This window comes from Hymenobacter armeniacus (assembly GCF_014699055.1).
Lineage (GTDB): Bacteria > Bacteroidota > Bacteroidia > Cytophagales > Hymenobacteraceae > Hymenobacter > Hymenobacter armeniacus.
Genome location: NZ_JACXAC010000005.1, coordinates 643,376 through 663,016 on the forward strand (window position 1 = coordinate 643,376; position 19,641 = coordinate 663,016).

The following is a 19,641-nucleotide window of genomic DNA, read 5'->3' on the forward strand; positions in this document are numbered from 1 at the left end:
GAAAAAGGCCGGCCCGCACTGCGCGAACCGGCCTTCACTTCATTGCTCCTATACCAAGTACCTACCGCGGGTAGTACTGGTTCATCAGCCCGTAGGCCTTCTGGGCGCGTACGCTGTCGCCGCTGAGTTCGGCGGCGCGGTACACGCTTTGCAGGCCCAACAGGTAGCCGCGCATGTCGTCCTCAAACAGGCTGGCGTCGGGCTTGGTGCTGTAGTAGGCCAGCATCTGCTCCGAGCGGCGCGTCATGGCGTCGAGGAGCTGGTCGGCTTTGGCCTTTTCGCCGCCGGCCACCAAGGCGGGCACCAGCTGGGGCGAGTAGTAGTCGTAGGGAATGGTGTTGTCGGGCATCAGCTCCAGGCACTTGTCGGCCACTTCCTTGGCCTTGGCCACGTTGCCGCTGGAGAGGTAGGCTTGCGAGAGGCGGGCAAACTTGTCGCGGTAGTTGGCCGGGAAGCGCAGGTTGTTCTCGTCGTAGAAGATGTGCGGGTTTTGCAGGCCGCGGTAGCTGAAGGTTTTCAGCAGGCGCTCGTAGGTCAGGTCCTTTTCCACGAAGCCCTCGTCGCCGGAGCGGGGGTCGTAGTTGGGGTCTTTCAGCGGCAGCAGGCGGTAGGCCATGCCTTCGAGCTGGAAGTAGGGCTGCAGGTTCATGTAATCGGAGGGCGCCACGGTGCTGCTGAAGTAGATGGGCCGCTGCCAGTTGTTGCTGGCAATCATGTCCAGAATCACCAGGTTTTTCTTCTCGATGGCGCGCTTGCCCATGCTCCACTCCATCTTGCTCACCAGTTGGTTCTCCCGGTCTTTGGGGATGATGCCGAGCTTGCGTACCGCCACCGTGTCGATGGGCAGGTAAAAGTTGGGCGTCGGGAAGGAGTTCATGCTCGGGCCGCCTTCCTGGTACTGCACCTGCAGCAGCGGGTTGTTGGAGGCGATGAGCTGAATGAATTCCTTGAGGTTTACGCTCTGCACCGCCGGGTTGGCGGCGTAGGGCAGCATGTCGTTGGTGCCCTGGGCGTAGGCCTCGGGGCCCATGCTGATGGGGAAGGGCTGCGACTTGTAGGCGCGGCGCTTCATCTGGGCAATGTACCAGTCGGTGTTCAGGTACGAGAGCACGGCCACGCGCACGTCGGTGCGCACGCCTTCCACCTCCTGGGCGTACCAGAGCGGGAAGGTGTCGTTGTCGCCGTTGGTGAACAGGATGGCGTTCGGGGCGCAGGAATTCAGGAGGTTTTTGGCCGAGTCCACAGAGTTGTAGCGGTTGCTGCGGTCGTGGTCGTCCCAGCCCTGGGCCGCCATGATGCCTGGAATGAGCAAGCCCACCACCAGGGCCAGGCCGGCGCGCAGGCCGTCGGCCTTCACCACTTTTCCGAATAGTTCGGCCAGCCCCAGCACGCCCAGGCCTATCCAGATGGAGAAGGCAAACGTGGCGCCGGTGAAGGTGTAGTCGCGCTCGCGCGGCTCACGCGGCGGCTGGTTGAGGTAAAACACGATGGCCAGGCCCGTCATCAGGAACAGCAGGCCCGTCACCCAGGCGTCCTTGCTGTCGCGGCGGCTCTGGAAAAACAGGCCGATGAGGCCCAGAATGAGCGGCAGCGCCAGGAAGTTGTTGTGCGCCGGGCTCTCGCCGATGCGCGCCGGCAGCGTGCTTTTGCCGGGGCTGAAGGGCGTGACCACGCCCGCCTGCTGAATGTCGGACTCGCGGCCCACGAAGTTCCACATGAAGTAGCGCCAGAACATGTGGCCCATCTGGTAGCGGAACAGGAAGCCCAGGTTCTGGCCCATGGTCGGCTTCACGCCATCCTGAATATCCACCCACTTCTTGTAGTTGGCAATCTGGTCGGGCTCGTAGCTGTAGATGCGCGGGATGAGCATCTTGTCCTCGTCGGCGTACGTGTACTCGGGCTGCGGGGGCAGCTCCTTGTAGCGGCCGGTTTTGGGGTCGCGGGCGTAGCGGGGCGCACCGGGCTCCTGCCCGTTGGGCTGGGCGTTGAACTGCGGGCCGTAGAGCAGCGGGCGCGAGCCGTACTGCTCCCGCTTGAGGTAGCTCACGAAGGAGAGCACATCCTCCGGGTCGTTTTCGTTGATGGTAGGCTGGAAGGAGCTCCGGATGGGCACAATCAGATACGACGAGTAGCCAATCAGAATGAACACGAAGCACAGCATGGCCGTGTTCAGCAGCTGACTGCGGCGCTGGTACGAAAGCCGGAAGCCAAACCAAATCAGCCCGATAAAGACAATCAGGAACACAAACAGGCCCGAGTTGAACGGCAGGCCAATGGTATTCACGAAGAACACCTCGACGCTGCCCGCCAGCGTGGGCAGGCCGGGAATGATGCCCACCAGAATGGACCCCACGATAATCATGCTCACCACCATCACTAGGATGCCGCCCTTCATGCTGGGGTTGGCGGTGCGGCGGTAGTAGTAGATGAAGCCCAGGGCCGGCAGGGTCAAGAGGTTCAGCAAGTGCACGCCGATGCTCAGGCCGATGACGTAGGCAATGAGCACAATCCACTTATCAGAATCGGGCTCGTCGGCGTGGGCTTCCCACTTCAGCATCAGCCACACCACGGCCGCCGTGCACAGCGCCGACATGGCGTACACCTCGCCCTCCACGGCATTAAACCAGAAGGAGTCGGAGAAGGTGAAGGCTAGCGCCCCCACCGCGCCCGCGCTCAGGATGAGCAGGCGCTGATAGCCATTGGGCTCGATGGCTTCGGCCCGCAGGTTGCTGTTGCCCACGGCCTCGCGCAGCACCAGCTTGCGGGCCATGCGGGTGATAATCCAAAACAAAAACAAGACGGTGAAGGCGCTGCTCAGGCCCGAGAGGGCGTTGATGAGCACGGCCACTTTGGTCACGTCGCCAAACGAAAACAGCGACATGATGCGGCCCAGCAGCAGGAAGGTGGGTGCTCCCGGAGGGTGCGGCACCAGCAGCTTGTAGGAGCAGGCAATGAACTCGCCGCAGTCCCAGAACGAGGCCGTGGGCTCCAGGGTGAGCAGGTAGGTGACGGCGGCAATGGCAAACACGAGCCAGCCGACCAGGTTGTTCAGGCTTTTAAAGGAACGCATACTATCGAATGAGGCACACAACGCCGCCCGTCGTTTGCAAAACGCGGCCGGAAAAAGAAGCTAGCAAATCAGTTAAAGGGCAAAAGTAGGCAATGCACGGTTGCACTGCGCACGAACCCGCCGCCGATACAGGCCAGAAACACAAAAAGCAGCCATGGGCTGCTTTTTGGTCAGTAGTTCGGGCAAAGAAACCTTAATTCTGCAGCACAATTCGTTTCGTGCTCACCACCTTGCCGTCCACCAGCAGGCTGTACATGTACAAGCCGGCGCGCAGGTCGCTCAGGTCGAGGGGCAGGCCGGCGACCGTCAGCTCGGGCTTGAGGGCAATGGTGCGCACTTCCTGGCCGATGATGTTGCTCAGGCGCAGCTTGTAGTCTATACCAGGCTTCTGGTCCAGCTTCACCGTCACTTGCCCGTGGCTGGGGTTGGGGTACACGCTCAGGGCGATGCCGGCGGCGTTGGCGTCCAGCGTGGCCGTGTTGGTGGTCACGATGAGTGTGCCGAACTGGCCAAGGCCGGGAGCGCCGTGGGCGGTGCAGTGAAAAGGATAGGTGCCCACGGCAAACGTGTTGGCCGGAAATGTTTTAGTCAGGTTGGCCGAATTCATCTGGAACGTGGCCCAAGCCGCCGGCGAGCTGTCCGACATGGTGGGATGGCTCGATTGCCCCACATATTGAAAAACCAACACGTCGCCCCGCGCTATGCGAATGGTGTTGGTCCCGTCCGGGCCGGCGTAAAAATTGTCGCCCACCTGAATGGTGATGGTGGCGGCCAGCACCGGCGCCAGGGGCATGGCCAAAATGGCGGCCACAGCCATAATTCGAGTAAAAAGTTTCATACGGGTAAGCAGAAAAGAGTAAGGTGACGAGCAAGGTAAGTACCGGCCACGGCAAAGACAAGCACCGTGCCGAGTTGCGCAATCAACCCCGGGCCAGTCGTTTCGGTTTGATAGACTGTTAAAACTGCCAAAAGTTGTATGGCGGCAACAAAACCAACTCGGCCAGACAAACCAACTGGTTGCCTGTGTCCGGAAATATTTTATTACTGCCATTTAATGGTTGAACCACAGAGGCCAAAACGGCGGCTCCGGTGGCTACAGGTGCCGGATTTCCTGCATGCCAAACCGTCGTAGCTCTGGGCCCACGGCCACGGCCAGCCGGCCGTCTTCTTCCACGCCCACAATCTGGCCCTGCGTTGCCTGCCCGTCAATCAGAAAGGTGTGGGTTTCCTGGTAGCGATATAGGGCGCGGAGGTAGGTCTGGCGCAGCGCGCCCACCTGCCCGGCGCGCAGCTGCAGGTAGCGGCGCTCCAGGCATTCGAGCAGGCGGGCGGCCAGCGCGGCCCGGTCGTAGGCGCGGCCCGTGAGCAAGCGCAGCGAGGTGGCCGTGGGCACGGCAAATCCTTGCTGGTTGATATTCATGCCGATACCAATGATGCTATATTGAATCTTTGGGCCGCTCAGGGTGTTTTCAATCAAGATGCCACCCAGCTTCTGGTCGCCGTAGTACAGGTCATTCGGCCATTTCAGCTTCAGCTTGGGGTCGGGGCCCAGCAGGGCCGCGGCCCAGTCGTGCACCCCCAGGGCCACGGCTTGGCTGAGTTGGAATTGCTGCGCGGCTGCCAGAAACGTGGGCTGCCACACCACCGAAAGCATCAGGTTTTCGGCGGGGGCGCCTTCCCACTGGTTGCCGCGCTGGCCCCGGCCAGCCGACTGAAAGTCCGTAATGACGGTGCAGCCTTCGCTGGCCCGGTTTTGGACAATCAACGCCTGGGCCTCCGAATTGGTGGAGGCACAGGCCGGCAACCAGACGAGTTGTTGGCCCGTGAACAGGGTTTGAGGGGTGACAACCACGGCCTTCTTTCGCGTATCGTTAACTTCGTAGACTTTCAGCTGCAAAGCTCACACCTAACACCACAATATGAAAAGCACGTTGGTCCGGCAGGATTCAGACACATTGGCAGATTTGGTCATCCGCGGGATGCAGGACAAAAAAGCGTCCGACATCGTGGTGCTGAATTTGAAGGAATTAAAAAACGCCGTGGCAGATTATTTCATCATCTGCTCGGCCAATTCTGATACCCAACTCGACGCCGTGGCCCGCTCGGTAGAAGAGGAGATTGAAAAAGTAACCGGCGAAAGCCCTTGGCAAACCGAAGGCCGTACCAACCGCGAGTGGGTGCTGCTCGACTACGTGGACGTAGTGGTGCACGTGTTTCTGCGCGACCGCCGCAAGTTCTACGCCCTCGAAGAGCTGTGGGGCGACGCCGACATCCGCTACGTGGAAGCGGAGCCGGCCTAAGGATTGGCCTGGGGCCTACAACGAATTAGGAACGTCCTGCTGAGCGCAGCCGAAGCATCTCTCCCGCGTAACTAATCCTGATGATTGGATTACTCCCGTAGCAGAGATGCTTCGACTGCGCTGCGCTCCGCTCAGCATGACGTTCTCTTTTTCTCGAAAATCCAACTTCGCCCAAAATAAAACCGTCCTTCGCGCGTCTTCTGCATGGCCGAACATTTGCTTCTGAGGCGGTGTTAGGCCCGTAGTTATACCTGATTTAAAGTAGCTATTTTCATGTCGGATAAAAATCCCAACAACAAGAAAAAGAAGCCCCTGACGCCGGCGCCCAATCCGCGGCCGGGCTTGCAACTGTGGGTGCTGGCCGGCTTGCTCGTGTTCGTGTTCGGCGTGCTGGTGATGAACAGCATGAACGCGCCGGCCAAAATCAACCAGCAGCGCTTCGAAACCATGCTCGCCGCCGGCGACGTGAAGGAAATCACCATCATCAGCAACCAGAAGCTGGTGGAGGTGAAGCTGAAGCCGGAAGCCCAGGAGAAGTACAAGCAGGAACTCACGCGCCGCACGCCTTTTGGGGCCAGCGGCACGGGCGGGGCGCAGTTTTATTTCCCCGTGGTCGATGCCAAGCTCTTCCAGGAAGACCTCGACAAATTGCAAAAAGACGTGGCGGCCGGCCAGCGCCTGCCCCTCAACATTGAAGAGCGCAACAGTCCCGGCGACTACATCTGGAACTACGGTTTCATCGTGCTGATGATAGTCGGGTTCTGGTTCCTGATGCGCCGCATGGGCAGCGCCGGTGGCCCCGGTGGTCAAATTTTCAGCATCGGCAAGAGCCGCGCCGCCCTGTTTGAAGGCGGCGACAAGGTGAAAATTACCTTCAAAGACGTGGCCGGCCTCGAAGAGGCCAAAGAGGAAGTACAGGAGATTGTGGAATTCTTGAAGAACCCCAGCAAGTTCACCATCCTCGGCGGCAAGATTCCGAAAGGTGCCTTGCTCGTAGGTCCTCCCGGTACCGGTAAAACCTTGCTGGCCAAAGCCGTAGCCGGCGAGGCCGACGTGCCGTTCTTCTCGCTGTCGGGCTCCGACTTCGTGGAGATGTTCGTGGGCGTGGGCGCGGCCCGCGTGCGCGACTTGTTTAAGCAAGCTAAAGCCAAAGCGCCCTGCATCATCTTCATCGACGAGATTGACGCCGTGGGCCGCAGCCGTTCGCGCGGCTCGGTGCCCGGCGGCAACGACGAGCGCGAGAACACCCTGAACTCGCTGCTGGTGGAAATGGACGGCTTCGGCACCGACTCCGGGGTTATCATCCTGGCCGCTACCAACCGCCCCGATACCCTGGACTCGGCCCTGCTGCGTCCGGGCCGTTTCGACCGTCAAATCAGCATCGACAAGCCGGACATTAACGGCCGCACCGAGATTTTCAACGTGCACCTCAAGCCGCTGACGCTGGGCCCCGACGTGGACGCCCGCCGTCTGTCGGCTCAGACGCCGGGCTTTGCCGGCGCCGAGATTGCCAACGTCTGCAACGAGGCCGCCCTCATCGCCGCCCGCCGCGACAAGAAGTTCATCACTGACCAGGACTTCACCGACGCCATCGACCGCGTGATTGGGGGCTTAGAGAAGAAAAACAAAATCATTTCGCCCGGCGAAAAGCGCATCGTGGCCTATCACGAAGCCGGCCACGCCATTGCGGGCTGGTTCCTGGAGCACGTCGACCCGCTGGTGAAAGTGAGCATCGTGCCGCGCGGGGTGGCCGCGCTGGGCTACGCGCAGTACTTGCCGAAAGAGCAGTTTCTGTACAACACCGAGCAGCTAATTGACGAAATGTGCATGGCCCTGGGCGGCCGCGCCGCCGAGGAACTGGTGTTCGGTAAGATTTCGACCGGTGCCCTGAGCGACCTGGAGCGCATCACCAAGATGGCCTACTCCATCGTGACGATGTACGGCATGAACGCCAAGCTCGGCAACGTGTCGTTCTACGACTCGAAAGGCCAGAACGAGTACGGTTTTTCGAAGCCCTATTCGGAAGCTACTTCGCAGATGATTGACGAGGAAGTGCGCAGCATCATCGACCAGGCGTACACTCGCACGAAGGAGCTGCTCACCGAGCGCCGCCACGAGTTGGAGGTGATTGCAAAGGAGCTGCTAGAGAAGGAAGTGCTGCAGCAGGAAGACCTGACCCGCCTCGTGGGCCCGCGCCCCTTCGCTACCCAAACCAACTACCAGGCCCACATGGCCGGCACCGACCGCAGCGAGACCGCCAGCGAGGTGAAAGGCGAGCAGGCCGCCGGCGGCAAGCTCGGCAACGACCTGCCCGACCTGAACCTGCCGGGCCTGAACGACGACCACAACAACGAGGCATCGGCCCCCAGCGGCAGCGCCGTGGCCGGGTAGTAGCGCAGGCTGAAGCCTATTCTGGAAAGCCGGCCCCGCCACGGGCCGGCTTTTTTTGTGAAACCTTCCGGTACTTTTGTTTTATGTCCGAATCTTCCCGAAACGCGGTACTGGCCCGCATTCGCCAGGGGCTGGCGGCCGGCCCGGCCCAGTTACCGCCGCGGCCCGATTTTGCCGCGCCCGTGCACCCGCCGCTGGGCAACGCTGACCCGGTGGTGGCTTTTGCGGAGAGCTTCCAGCGGGTGGGAGGGGAATTCTACTACTGCGAGTCGCTGCCGCACCTGGCGGTGCAGCTGGCGGGGTTCCGGCAGCGGCAGCAGGTGGGCATCCCGTTTGTGTGGGAGCCCGAGCTGCAGGCCCTGCTCTACAAGGCCGGCGTAGCCTTTCGGGCCGATGAAACCGAATTTATCGAACACGCTGATTTAAGCCTGACTTCCTGCGAGGCCCTGGTGGCCCGCACCGGCAGCGTGCTGGTGTCGGGCGCCACCGGCAGCGGACGGCGGCTGAGCATCTATCCCGACCAGCACCTGGTGCTGGCCCGGCCCAGCCAGGTGGTGGCCGAAATCGGCGATGCGCTGCAAGTGATGCAGACGCGCTACGGCGCGCAACCGCCCTCCATGGTGTCGCTCACCACCGGCCCCAGCCGCACGGCGGACATTGAAAAAACCTTGGTGCTGGGCGCCCACGGCCCGCGCCGCATTGCCTTGTTTTTGCTCGAAGACGACGCTGAACTTCTGTCTGCATGAAGCAAGCTCTCACCCTGCCCGACCTGGCCCTGCCGCCCGGCAAAAAGGTCTACTTCGCTTCCGACTTTCACCTGGGCGCGCCCAATGCGGCGGCATCGCTGGAGCGGGAGAAGCGCATCGTGCGCTGGCTCGACGCCGCGGCCCGCGACGCGGCCGCCATCTACCTGCTGGGCGACCTGTTCGATTTCTGGTTTGAGTATCGGCACGCCGTGCCGCGCGGCTTCATTCGGCTGCAGGGCAAGCTGGCGGAGCTGACCGATGCCGGCCTGCCCATCACCATTTTCACCGGCAACCACGACATGTGGATGTTTGGCTACTTCACGCAGGAAATGGGCATTCCGGTGCTGCGCCGGGAAGTGTCGCAGCGCATTGGCAACCAACTGTTTCACATTGGCCACGGCGATGGACTGGGGCCGAAGGACTACAGCTACAAGGCCCTGAAGCGGGTGTTCACTTCCTCGTTGGCGCAGTGGCTGTTTGCGCGGCTGCACCCCAACTTCGGCATCGGCATGGCCAACCGCTGGAGCCGCCGCAGCCGCATGCAGGCGGGCAAGGACGACACCAAGTATTTCGGCGACGAAGAATGGCTGCTGCAATACTGCCGCGAGGTCGAAACCCGTTCTCACCACGACTACTACGTGTTCGGGCACCGGCACCTGCCGCTCGATGTGGAAGTGGCCGCGGGCAGCCGCTACATCAACCTGGGCGAATGGGTCAATTATTGCAGCTATGGCGTGTATGACGGTAATGCATTGGCCCTGCGGCATTTTGAGCAATAGCGCGCTTTGGCGCATGCGCGCCGTTCAACTCCTGGCACTTGGTTCTGGGCTTTTGGCGCTGAACCCAGCCCGCGCCCAAGTCACCGTTCCTTCCGCCGCTTCCACGGCCCCGGCTTCCAAACAGGTGGTCTCCCCGGTGCAGCCGGCCCCCGCGCCGTCGGCTGCCGGGGCCGCCCTCACTGCCGCGCCGTGGAAACTCCTTCGCGACATCAAGCTGCCCAACCCCGGTGCGGCTTCGCTCGACCGGCGCGGCGCCCTCTACGTGGCCGATGCCGACAACAACCTGCGCCAGTTCGGGCCTGAAGGCCTGCCGCTGACCACCTACGCCCCGGCCCAGCCCGGCCACGCCGCCCAGGTCGAGGCCTGGAACGTGACCACCACCCTCGTCTTCAACGACGACCGGCAGCAACTCGTCTTGCTCGACCGTTTCCTGGCGCCTATTTCCGAAGTGCGGCTGGCCGATTACGTGGACGGCACCATCCGGGCGGCCACCCTGGCGCCCGACAACCGCATCTGGCTGCTCGACGAAAGCAACCTCGTGCTGCGCCAGTTCGACCCCAACACCCAGCGTTTGCTCCAAAACACCCCGCTCGATTTGCTGATTGGCCGCTCGCGGCCCGACTTCCGCTTCCTGCGCCAGTACCAGAACAACCTCTACCTCGTGGACCGCAGCACGGGCATCTACGTGTTCGATAATTTCGGGAGCTACAAGAAGAAGCTGCCCTTCACCGGGCTGAGCATGATAGGCTTTCGGGGCGATGAGCTGTATTACCTCGACGCCGGAGCCCTGCATTTTTTCAACCTCTACACCCTGGCCGAGCGGCGCGTGGCCCTGCCCGCCGGCCTCGACCCGGCGGCCGTGCGCCAGGTGCTGGTGGGCGAAACGTACGCCTATATTTTCACGGCGGCGGGAGTGGCAGTGTATCAGCTGAACTGACCGGCTCTACGGTCGAGTTTGTTGGTAAGGGAGGGCGGGCATCGGTAACCCGGCCGAAACAGGCCCGTTAGGAACAGGAGTTCTTCCTTTCCACTTCCAATTCCCTTTTCATGAAAGCTCTACGCATTCACGGTGCCCGCGACGTGCGGGTCGACAACGTTGACGACCCCGAAATTCAGGACTCACGCGATGCCATCATCCGCGTCACCAGCACGGCCATTTGCGGGTCCGACCTGCACATCTACAACGGCAGCATTCCGCAGCCCCGGCCCATGACCTTGGGCCACGAGTTCATGGGCATTGTGGAGGAAGTGGGCAAAGGCGTCAAAAACCTCAAGCGCGGCGACCGGGTGGTGGTGCCGTTTCCCATTGCCTGCGGCCACTGCCTGTTTTGCGACCACGACCTGCCCGGCCACTGCGAAAACTCCAACCCCGAGCACTACGGCCCCGAAGGCGGCCTGATGACCGAAAAAGGCGGCGCCTTGTTTGGCTACACGGATTTGTACGGCGGCTACGACGGCGGCCAGGCCGAGTACGCCCGCGTGCCCTACGCCGACTACGGCCCCCGCAAAGTGCCTGACAACCTGACCGACGAGCAGGTGCTCTTCCTCACCGACATCTTCCCCACGGGCTATTCCGGCATCGACTGGGCCAACGTGAAGGGCGGCGAAACGGTGGCCATCTTCGGCGCCGGCCCGGTGGGCATCATGGCCGCCAAGTCGGCCTGGCTGCGCGGCGCCTCGCGCGTCATGATTGTGGACACCCAGCAGTACCGCCTCAACCTGGCCGCCAAAGCCGCCCGCGCCGAAGGCATCCTCTGGGAAAGCCACGACCAGGTGGTGGACGAAATCCGCAGCAAGACCCGCGGCTACGGTGCCGATGTGGTGGTGGAAGCCGTGGGCTTTGAGCCCGACCGCAGCCTCGGCGACCGCGCCAAGGCCGTCATCAACCTCGAAAAAGGCTCCGACAAGGTGATGCTGGCCTGCTTCAGCGCCGTGCGCCGGGGTGGGTTTGTGTCCATCCTGGGCGTGTATTCCTCGCCCTTCGACAACTTCCCCATCCACCAGATTTTCGACAAGGGCATCATCATCCAGGCCGGCCAGGCGCCCGCCCATAAGCATATCGACAAGCTGCTGAAGCACGTGTCGGATGGCGACGTGCGGCTCGACGACATCATTTCGCACCGCCTGCCGCTTTCGCAAGCCCCCCACGGCTATGACATCTTTCGTCACAAAAAGGACAACTGCACCAAAGTGGTGCTGAAGCCGGGGATGTAGTAAACCGCGTTACTGAAAGTCCCGGGCCTAACGGCTCAGCAAACGCCCCGACCTTGCCGGTCGGGGCGTTTTTATTCAGTGATAGGCAGACTTAATGCTTATTGCATATAATAAACTATATATTTAACTTTATTCCGAAAATAGGTTCACTTGTCACGTTACTTCCTATGAAAACCTTGCTCTGGGGCTTGTTGCTGGCCTTCCCTCTTGCAAGCCGGGCCCAAAGCGTGGGCATTGGCACCACCACGCCCGATGCCTCCGCCGTGCTCGACATGCGCACCACCACGCAGGGCCTGCTGCCGCCCCGCATGAGCGCGGCCCAACGCCAGGCCATTGCCAATCCGGCCCAGGGCCTGCTCGTGTACCAAACCGACGGTTCCGTGGGCCTTTACGTGTACGCGGGCCTGACCTGGCGCAACCTGACCGACGGCCGCATCCCCGACGCCAACGGCTCGACGGCGCCGCCCAACGGGGGCGTGGTGAGCACGTTCAACTCCTCGACGCTTCCGCGCCCCACCGGAGTGGCCGTCGGCGAGACCGGCACCGTGTACGCGTCCGATGTGAACTACCACATCCTCGTGCAGTTTCCGGTTTCCGGGCCGGGCACGGTGCTGGCCGGTGCAGTCACGGCCGGCTACGCCGACGGCACGGGCGTGGCCGCTAAATTCAACACCCCCACCGGCGTGGCCGTTGACGCCAACGGCACCGTGTACGTGGCCGACCAGGCCAATAATTGCATCCGCAAGGTCACGGCCGCGGGCGTGACCACGACGCTGGCCGGCTCGACCACGGCCGGCTCGGCCGACGGCACGGGACCGGCTGCCGGCTTCAACTTGCCGACGGGCATCGCTGTGGACCTCACCGGGGCCCTGTACGTGGCCGATAAGGGCAATAACCGCATCCGCAAAATCACCCCGGCGGGCGTGGTGACCACGCTGGCCGGCTCGGGCACGGCCGGCGCGGCCGACGGCGTGGGCGCGGCCGCCAGCTTTAACGCCCCGGCGGGCGTGGCCGTCGATGCCCTCGGCACGGTGTACGTGGCCGACCAAGGCAACCACCGCATCCGCCGCATCACCGCGGCCGGCGTGGTCAGCACGTTGGCGGGCTCGGGCGCGGCGACGTTTGCCGACGGCACGGGCGCGGCCGCCAGCTTCAATTCGCCTTCGGGGATGGCCGTCGATGCGGGGGGCACCGTGTATGTGGCCGACCAGCTCAACCACCGCATCCGCCGCGTCACCCCAGCGGGGGTAACGACGACGCTGGCCGGCTCCGGCACCGTCGGCAGCACCGACGGCACGGGGACGAATGCCTCGTTTAACACCCCCACCGGCATCGCCATCACGGCGGCGGGCACCCTCTACGTGGCCGAACCGCCCACCAACCGCATTCGGGCCATCAAATAGCGGCCCGCGGGCGCCGCCGACGGGCGTGGCCGGGCCGTTTGGGAATGGGAGCTTATGATTGGTAGACCCGGGTCCAGGATTGCGAAACCCGGAGTCCAGGTTTGTGAAACCCGGGCTTCGGTTTGCCAATCCTGGACCCGGCTTTGCTGACGGCCCGGGCACCACCGCCAAATTATTCGGCCCCGCCGGCGTGGCCGTGGACGCCAGCGGGCAGTGTACGTGGGCGATTATATCAACAACCGCATCCGGGTGGTCAAATAAGGCCGGTGCGGTGCGGCAATGCCCCCGGGTTCGGCGCCCGGCGCCTTGTTGGGTTTGGCTTTACCTTTGAAAAGAAGGCCACGGCCAGCCCCGCAACTCCTTTCTACCAAGCCCATGCTGCAAACCCCGAGCAATTTTACCACCGGCCGGAAGGCACTTCCCTTATCTTGGCGCTGCCGTGGGTGGCTGTTGCTCGTGCTGCTGGCCGGGCCGCAGTTGCTCCGGGCACAGGCGCCGCGTGCTGCCGCGCAAGCCCGGCTGGCCCCTGGCCTGCAGGCCGCCTTGGGGGCCCGGGGGCTGCAAGCCGTGCGCGTGCGCGTGGCCGACCCCGCCGCTTTCCGCCGCTGGGTGCAGCAGCACCTGCCCGCCGCGCAAGTGTCGCAGCCCGGTGCCTCGCCCCGCACCCTGGAAGTGCGCGGCCTGAGCGCCGCGGCTGTTTCCCAATTGGCTACCGCCGCTCCGGTCGATTTTGTGGACGTAACCGACCGCCAGGCCCACGAGGAGCGCCAGCTCAATAACTCCGACTTGTCGGTGAATGCCATTGCAGCTGTGCACGCGCGCTTTCCGCAGCTGGCCGGCCAGGGCCTGGCCGTGTCGGTGAAAGAATTGCCCTTCGACCCCAACGACATCGATTTTATTGGCCGGGTCATTAACCCGACTGCGTTTCCGGCCCCTTTTTCCGACCACGCCACGGCCATGGCCACGCTCATTGGCGGTGCCGGCAACTCCAGCCCATTGGGCCGCGGCGTGGCCCGGCAGGTGCGCCTGACCACCTCCGACTTTGCGCGCCTGCTGCCCGACGACGGCGCCCAGCTGGCGGCGGCCGGCGTGTCGGTGCAAAACCATTCTTACGGCGTGGCCATCGAAAACTACTACGGCATCGAGTCGCTGGAATACGACCGGCAGGTGCGGCAGTACCCCACGCTGCTGCACGTGTTTTCATCGGGCAACGTGGGCTCGGCCGCCAGCCCCAGCGGCCCCTACACCGGCCTAGCGGGCGTGGCCAACGTCACGGGCCAGTTCAAAATGTCGAAAAACACCCTCACCGTGGGCGCCACCGACCCCAGCGGGCAGGTAGCCAGCCTTAGCTCGCGCGGCCCGGCCTACGACGGCCGCCTCAAGCCCGAACTGGTGGCCTACGGCGAAGGCGGCTCCTCCGAGGCGGCGGCGCTGGTGTCGGGCATCGGCGTGCTGCTGCAGCAGGCCTACCGCGACCAGCACAGCGGCGCGCTGCCCCCGGCCGCCCTCGTGAAAGCCGTGCTCCTGAACAGCGCCGACGACCTGGGCCGGCCCGAAGTCGATTTCGTGAGCGGCTACGGGCAGGCCGATGCGCTGGGCGCGCTGACCACCATGCGCGGCGGCCAGTTTTTCAGTGGCAGCGTGGCCCAGGGCGCCGAGCAGGTGTTCATCGTGTCGGTGCCCGCCGGCCAGCAGTTCAAAGCCACCCTGGTCTGGAACGACCCCGAAGCCGCTGCCAACGCCGCCAAAGCGTTGGTGAACGACCTCGACCTGGAGCTGGTCTCGACCTCGACCGGCCAGCGGTGGCAGCCCTGGGCCCTGAGCAGCACGCCGCGCCTCGACTCTCTGACCCTGCCCGCCCGCCGCCGCCCCGACCACCTCAACAACGTCGAGCAAATCACCCTCGCCGTGCCCACGGCCGGCACCTACGAGCTGCACGTGCGGGGCTTTGCCGTGCCGCAGGGCCCGCAGGCCTTCAGCCTGGCGTACGAAACCAGCCCGACGGCGCTGGAATGGCGCAGCCCGCAACGCGCCGTCAATGTGCGGCCGGGCGCGGCTACCCCCCTGCTCTGGTACTGGAACGGCCCGGCCACCGCCACCGGCCGCCTCGAATACCGCCCGGTGGGCCGCGCGCAGTGGCGGGCCGTAAGCGCCGCCGTGCCGCTCGCGCCCAACCGCTACGCCTGGACCGTGCCCGATACCACCGCGCTGGCGCAACTGCGCTTCGTGGTTGGCAGCCAGAATTTTACTTCCGATACGTTTGCCATTGTGCAGGCCCCGGCGGTGCAAGTGGGCTACACCTGCCCCGAGGAAACCTTGCTGCAATGGCGCCGCGTGCCCGGGGCCACCGGCTACCAGGTATACCGGCTGGGCGCCACCACGCTCGTGCCCCTGGCGCAGCCGAGCGCCGATACCGCGCTGGTGTTCAACCAGGCCCAGATGGCGCAAACGCGCTACTATGCCGTGGCGCCGCTGTTGCGCGGCGTCATCGTGCAGCCCGGTTCTACCATCGACTTTGCTACCCAAGGCACGGCGTGCTATTTCCGTTCGTTTCTGCCCCGGCAGTTGGTCGACGAGTCCATTCGTTTCGATGTGGAGCTGGGCACGGTGTTCCGGCTGCGCTCGGCCACGCTGGAGCGTATGGGCTCGGCTGGCTTTGAGGCCGTGCAAACCATCGCCCCGCTCACCGCTGCCCGTTTCTCCTTCATCGACCGGCCGCCTGCTGCCGGGCGCTACCTCTACCGCGTGCGCCTCGACAACGTAGCCGGCCGGCAATTTTACAGCGGCACCGAAGAAGCCTACCTGCTGGGCTCCGGCCAACTGCAGGCTTATCCCAACCCCGTGCCGGCCGGCGCCCCGCTCACGGTGGTGGCCAACAGCGCAACGCCTGTGGTCATTCGCCTCTACGACATGCTGGGCCGTTTCCAACGCACGGCCACGGCCGCTGGCCAGATTAACGTAATCGAAACCGAGGGGCTGAAGCCCGGGCTCTACCTGCTACAGGTGCAGCAGGACGACGTGCCCAAGCAAACCCTGCGGGTTGTTATTCAATAAGTCCACCGCATGCGCCTCAGCGGGCTAACAACGAAAAGCCCCGACTCATTGCTGAGTCGGGGCTTTTTGCACAAGCTACCGGCCGAGGGGCTAGTAGATGTAGTTGAGGGCGGTGAGGTCGTTGGCGGTGAAGGGGCGGTTGACGCCGTTGCCCACGCAGGCCAGCATCCAGGAGTTGGGCTCGGCCGCGGAAGGCGTGCCCGGAATCAGGATGGCCCCCACCGTGCTGGCGCCTTCGTTGGACTTGCGCCCGCCGCAGCTATACTGGCGGTTGTAGTAGTCGGTGTGGCGCATGCCGATGCAGTGGCCCATTTCATGCGCCATGATGGTGGCGATGTAATTGGTGTTTGTGCTGTTGATGACGTTGGGCACCAGCGTGAAGCCGGGGGCGGGGTTGCCGCCGCTGGGGAAGCCGCCCGACTGGCCCAGCACGCCCGGGCCCAGGTCGGCCGAGTACTTCACCGGCAAATCGCCGCCGCTCGAAACGCGGGTGAAATGCAGCTGCAGGTTAGCGGCATTGTAGCGGGCAATGGCCTCGTCGATGGCCGGTCCATACGCCGCGGGGAACCCGCTGTCCAGACTCACGGTCAGGGTGCGGCCCCCGGTGGCATTCACCAGGTTGGTGGTGCGGTATTGCTCCTCGTCGCCTACGCGCAACGTGCCGTAGCCGGGGGCGCTGGCCAGCAACTCTGGCGTCAGCAGCATGTCGCCTTCTACCACGTAGCCGTTGTCGACGGCGCGCACATCGTCGGCACTAAAGCCCAGGGCTTTGATTTGGCCAAGCACCTCAGCAGAGAGAGCTTCGGCTTTGGGAGTAGACTCTTTTTCCTTCGAGCAGGAGGAAAAGGCCAGCATCGAGGCAAGGCAAAGGCCGGCAGCAAATAAGTTTTTGGTATTCATACGTTGGTTGGAAATGGTGGTGGGATGGTGGAAAGACAAAAGCAATAAACAACAATTGTTTGATAATCTGCTATTTATTACCTGACAATAGGATGGCTTTTAATGCAAGAGCCCCGACTCATAAGAGTCGAGGCTCTTGCATTAAATGGGTTGGATACAAGCTACCGGCCGGGGGCTAGTAGATGTAGTTGAGGGCGGTGAGGTCGTTGGCGGTGAAGGGGCGGTTGACGCCGTTGCCCACGCAGGCCAGCATCCAGGAGTTGGGCTCGGCCGCGGAGGGCGTGCCCGGAATCAGGATGGCGCCCACCGTGCTGGCACCCTCGTTAGAGGCGCTACCACCGCAGCTGTAGGCGCGGTTGTAGTAGTCGGTGTGGCGCATGCCGATGCAGTGGCCCATCTCGTGCGCCATGATAGTGGCGATGTAATTCACGTTCGAGCTATTGATGACGTTGGGCACCAGGGTGAAGCCGGGGGCGGGGTTGCCGCCGCTGGGGAAGCCGCCCGACTGGCCCAGCACACCCGTGCCGAGGTTCGACGAGTATTTCACCGGCATCTGGGCACCCGAGCTCACGCGGCGAAACTGCACCCGCAGGTTGGCGGCGTTGTAGCGGCGGATGGCCTCGTCGATGGCCTGCACATAGTAAGAGTTGAACGAGCTGCTGATGCTCACGGTCAGCACGCGGGGCAGGCCGGTCACCAGGTTGGTGGTGCGGTATTGCTCTTCGTCGCCCACGCGCAGGGTAGAGTAGCCGGGGGCGCTGGCCAGCAACTCCGGCGTCAGCAGCATGTCGCCCTCCACCACGTAGCCGCCCTCAACGGCGCGCACGTCTTGGGTGCCGAAGCCCAAGGCTTTTATTTGGCTCAGCGTCTCCTGCGAAACGGCGGCGGGGGTGGCAGCGGCCTGCTCTTTTTCTTTCGAGCAGGAGGAAAGTGCCAACGTCGAGGCGACGCAAATGGCAGCGGCGGAAAGTACGTTTTGTAGTTTCATAGGGTAAACGGGGTTGGTAGTTGTGAAAAATGGTTGAAGGATGGGCCAAATAAGAGCAGAATAATTGTAAATGTCAATGGGATTCAATTCTAAAAAATGGAATAATTGCAAAAAACCGCTTCTATTCACCGAATCCTCACTTTATGATTTTACCACGCTGGTTGAGTTGCCAAAATCTTACACGTTTATGTGTAAAGTGCTAAAAGCAAGATAGAATTGAATCCTGCAAAGTCCAAGTGCATTTTTAGTAGTGGCAAGGCCGTTTTCCCTTGCCGGCCCTGCACTTTCGGGGTGCCCTTGCCGAAATACGTATCTTTGCTAGGAACCGAATTCTCGCGGAAAACCCGTTTCCGCTCAACTATATATTTTCTGACCAGTGGCTTGTACTTCATGTTCTTCCGGCGGTGGCTGCGGCACCAAAGTCGGCGGCTGCGGCTCCAAAGGGGGCTGCAGCTCCGGCGGCTGCACCCGCCTCAATGTATTCGACTGGCTCCAGGACGTGGAAATGCCCGATTCGTTTGCGGGCTTTGATATCGTGGAAATCCGCTTCAAGGGCGGCCGCAAAGAGTTTATGCGCAACGAGCTGCGCCTGCCGCTCGTCACAGGCGACGCCGTGGTGGTGGAGGCGGCCGGCTCCGGCTGGCACCTGGGCCACGTGAGCCTGAAGGGCGAGCTGGTGCGCCTGCAGATGCGCAAAAAGAAAATCCCGACCGACTCCAAGGAAATCCGCAACGTGCTGCGCATCGCCACCCCCGACGACGTGGAGCGTTGGGAAGCCGTGCGCGACCTCGAAAACGGCACCATGTTTCGGGCCCGCGCCGTGGTGGGCGAGCTGCGCCTCCGCATGAAGCTGAGCGACGTGGAATACCAGGCCGACCGCACCCGCGCCCTGTTCTACTACTCGGCCGAAGACCGGGTCGACTTCCGCGAGCTCATCCGCCGCCTGGCCGATGAGTTTCGCGTGCGCGTCGAGATGCGCCAGATTTCCCTGCGCCAGGAAGCCGGCCGCATCGGCGGCATCGGCGTGTGCGGCCGCGAGCTGTGCTGCTCTACCTGGCTGCAGGACTTTAAAACCGTGAGCACCACGGCCGCCCGCTACCAAAACCTGAGCCTGAACCCGCAGAAGCTGGCCGGCCAGTGCGGCCGCCTCAAGTGCTGCCTCAACTACGAGCTCGACGCCTACCTCGACGCCCTTAAAGACATTCCGCAGGTGCAGCGCCCGCTGAAAACCAGCAAGGGCGAGGCCTACCTGCAGAAAACCGACATCTTCCGCCGCCGCATGTGGTTTGCCTTCAAGGGCGACAACAACTGGGTGATGCTGGACACGGCCCGCGTGCGCGAGCTGCTGGACCTGAACAAGCGCGGCGAAATCATCGAAAGCCTGCTGCCGCCCCGCGAAGAAGCTCCCGAGCCCGAAGTGTCGGCCATCGTAGAAGGCTCCCTCGACCGCCTCGACGACAAAATCAAGTCGAGCAGCAAGCGTTCGAAGCGCAAAAAAGGCAAGCCTGAAGCCCGCGAAGGCGCCGCCCAAAACGAAGGCGCCGAAGCCCGCCCCGCACGCGAGCCCCGCGAACCCAAGGAGCCCCGCGCCGGCCGCGAACCCGGCGCCGAGCCCCGCGAAGGCCGTGAGGCACGTCCGCCGCGTGAGCCCCGCGAAGGCCGCGCGCCCCGCGACGGGCGCCGCCCGGCCGGTGCCGCCCCCGGTGGCCCCCGCCCGCCCGAGCAAATGACCAGCCCCGGCCCCGGCGACGCCGACAACCCCACACCGGCCCTGGGCCTGTCTCTTATACACTTCT

The 19,641-nt window shown here is 63.3% G+C and carries 14 protein-coding genes; 9 read left to right on the forward strand and 5 right to left on the reverse strand.

The window, feature by feature from the left end; translation table 11 throughout:
• Positions 1 to 61: 61 nt before the first annotated feature.
• The 3 genes from IC234_RS17440 to IC234_RS17450 all read right to left on the reverse strand — a co-directional run bounded on the left by IC234_RS17440 (position 62) and on the right by IC234_RS17450 (position 4,922).
• Complete coding sequence (locus IC234_RS17440) at positions 62 to 3,070, reverse strand: glycosyltransferase family 117 protein (protein WP_190927077.1); 3,009 nt, start codon at positions 3,068 to 3,070, stop codon at positions 62 to 64.
• Between the two features lie 193 nt (positions 3,071 to 3,263).
• Positions 3,264 to 3,908, reverse strand: a complete 645-nt coding sequence (locus IC234_RS17445; RefSeq protein ID WP_190927079.1) for a T9SS type A sorting domain-containing protein — start codon at positions 3,906 to 3,908, stop codon at positions 3,264 to 3,266.
• A 255-nt stretch (positions 3,909 to 4,163) separates the two neighbouring features.
• Entirely contained in the window at positions 4,164 to 4,922 is a 759-nt protein-coding gene (locus IC234_RS17450) for a biotin--[acetyl-CoA-carboxylase] ligase (RefSeq protein WP_317173401.1), read from the reverse strand.
• A gap of 67 nt (positions 4,923 to 4,989) precedes the next feature.
• Here IC234_RS17450 and rsfS point away from each other — a divergent pair, with 67 nt between their 5' ends.
• The 8 genes from rsfS (at position 4,990) to IC234_RS17490 (ending at position 15,957) form a co-directional block, all read left to right on the forward strand.
• Positions 4,990 to 5,370 carry a ribosome silencing factor gene (rsfS, locus tag IC234_RS17455; protein ID WP_190927081.1) on the forward strand — a complete coding sequence of 127 codons (381 nt, stop codon included), beginning with the start codon at positions 4,990 to 4,992 and terminating at the stop codon, positions 5,368 to 5,370.
• A gap of 273 nt (positions 5,371 to 5,643) precedes the next feature.
• Complete coding sequence (gene ftsH / locus IC234_RS17460; protein WP_190927084.1) at positions 5,644 to 7,761, forward strand: ATP-dependent zinc metalloprotease FtsH; 2,118 nt, start codon at positions 5,644 to 5,646, stop codon at positions 7,759 to 7,761.
• 83 nt (positions 7,762 to 7,844) lie between these two features.
• A complete protein-coding gene (locus IC234_RS17465) occupies positions 7,845 to 8,507 on the forward strand; it encodes a LutC/YkgG family protein (RefSeq protein WP_190927086.1) in 663 nt (220 codons plus the stop codon).
• Entirely contained in the window at positions 8,504 to 9,286 is a 783-nt protein-coding gene (locus tag IC234_RS17470; RefSeq protein WP_190927089.1) for a UDP-2,3-diacylglucosamine diphosphatase, read from the forward strand. The genes IC234_RS17465 and IC234_RS17470 overlap by 4 nt, the downstream gene beginning before the upstream one ends.
• 52 nt (positions 9,287 to 9,338) lie before the next feature.
• Positions 9,339 to 10,223 carry a hypothetical protein gene (locus IC234_RS17475; RefSeq protein WP_190927091.1) on the forward strand — a complete coding sequence of 295 codons (885 nt, stop codon included), beginning with the start codon at positions 9,339 to 9,341 and terminating at the stop codon, positions 10,221 to 10,223.
• A gap of 110 nt (positions 10,224 to 10,333) precedes the next feature.
• A complete protein-coding gene (locus tag IC234_RS17480; RefSeq protein ID WP_190927093.1) occupies positions 10,334 to 11,500 on the forward strand; it encodes a zinc-dependent alcohol dehydrogenase in 1,167 nt (388 codons plus the stop codon).
• Positions 11,501 to 11,667: 167 nt separating this feature from the next.
• Positions 11,668 to 12,903: an NHL repeat-containing protein gene (locus tag IC234_RS17485; RefSeq protein ID WP_190927094.1), complete on the forward strand. Its 1,236-nt coding sequence runs from the start codon at positions 11,668 to 11,670 to the stop codon at positions 12,901 to 12,903.
• Positions 12,904 to 13,278: 375 nt separating this feature from the next.
• Complete coding sequence (locus IC234_RS17490; RefSeq protein ID WP_190927097.1) at positions 13,279 to 15,957, forward strand: S8 family serine peptidase; 2,679 nt, start codon at positions 13,279 to 13,281, stop codon at positions 15,955 to 15,957.
• Positions 15,958 to 16,047: 90 nt separating this feature from the next.
• Here the strand turns inward: IC234_RS17490 and IC234_RS17495 are convergent, their stop codons facing one another.
• Both IC234_RS17495 and IC234_RS17500 read right to left on the reverse strand, forming a co-directional pair.
• Complete coding sequence (locus IC234_RS17495) at positions 16,048 to 16,857, reverse strand: M57 family metalloprotease (RefSeq protein ID WP_190927099.1); 810 nt, start codon at positions 16,855 to 16,857, stop codon at positions 16,048 to 16,050.
• Between the two features lie 175 nt (positions 16,858 to 17,032).
• Positions 17,033 to 17,845 carry a M57 family metalloprotease gene (locus IC234_RS17500; RefSeq protein ID WP_190927101.1) on the reverse strand — a complete coding sequence of 271 codons (813 nt, stop codon included), beginning with the start codon at positions 17,843 to 17,845 and terminating at the stop codon, positions 17,033 to 17,035.
• 376 nt (positions 17,846 to 18,221) lie between these two features.
• On the opposite strand from IC234_RS17500, the gene ricT reads away from it, so the two are divergent.
• Positions 18,222 to 19,641: PSP1 domain-containing protein (ricT, locus tag IC234_RS17505; protein WP_317173402.1), on the forward strand; the 1,420-nt coding region annotated here is incomplete at its 3' end.

Coding starts and splice junctions, on each gene's coding strand:
- IC234_RS17465 (WP_190927086.1), top strand. CDS start 7,845: ATGTCCGAATCTTCCCGAAACGCGGTACTGGCCCGCATTCGCCAGGGG.
- IC234_RS17440 (WP_190927077.1), bottom strand. CDS start 3,070: ATGCGTTCCTTTAAAAGCCTGAACAACCTGGTCGGCTGGCTCGTGTTT.
- IC234_RS17485 (WP_190927094.1), top strand. CDS start 11,668: ATGAAAACCTTGCTCTGGGGCTTGTTGCTGGCCTTCCCTCTTGCAAGC.
- ftsH (WP_190927084.1), top strand. CDS start 5,644: ATGTCGGATAAAAATCCCAACAACAAGAAAAAGAAGCCCCTGACGCCG.
- IC234_RS17480 (WP_190927093.1), top strand. CDS start 10,334: ATGAAAGCTCTACGCATTCACGGTGCCCGCGACGTGCGGGTCGACAAC.
- IC234_RS17490 (WP_190927097.1), top strand. CDS start 13,279: ATGCTGCAAACCCCGAGCAATTTTACCACCGGCCGGAAGGCACTTCCC.
- IC234_RS17445 (WP_190927079.1), bottom strand. CDS start 3,908: ATGAAACTTTTTACTCGAATTATGGCTGTGGCCGCCATTTTGGCCATG.
- IC234_RS17470 (WP_190927089.1), top strand. CDS start 8,504: ATGAAGCAAGCTCTCACCCTGCCCGACCTGGCCCTGCCGCCCGGCAAA.
- rsfS (WP_190927081.1), top strand. CDS start 4,990: ATGAAAAGCACGTTGGTCCGGCAGGATTCAGACACATTGGCAGATTTG.
- IC234_RS17495 (WP_190927099.1), bottom strand. CDS start 16,857: ATGAATACCAAAAACTTATTTGCTGCCGGCCTTTGCCTTGCCTCGATG.
- IC234_RS17500 (WP_190927101.1), bottom strand. CDS start 17,845: ATGAAACTACAAAACGTACTTTCCGCCGCTGCCATTTGCGTCGCCTCG.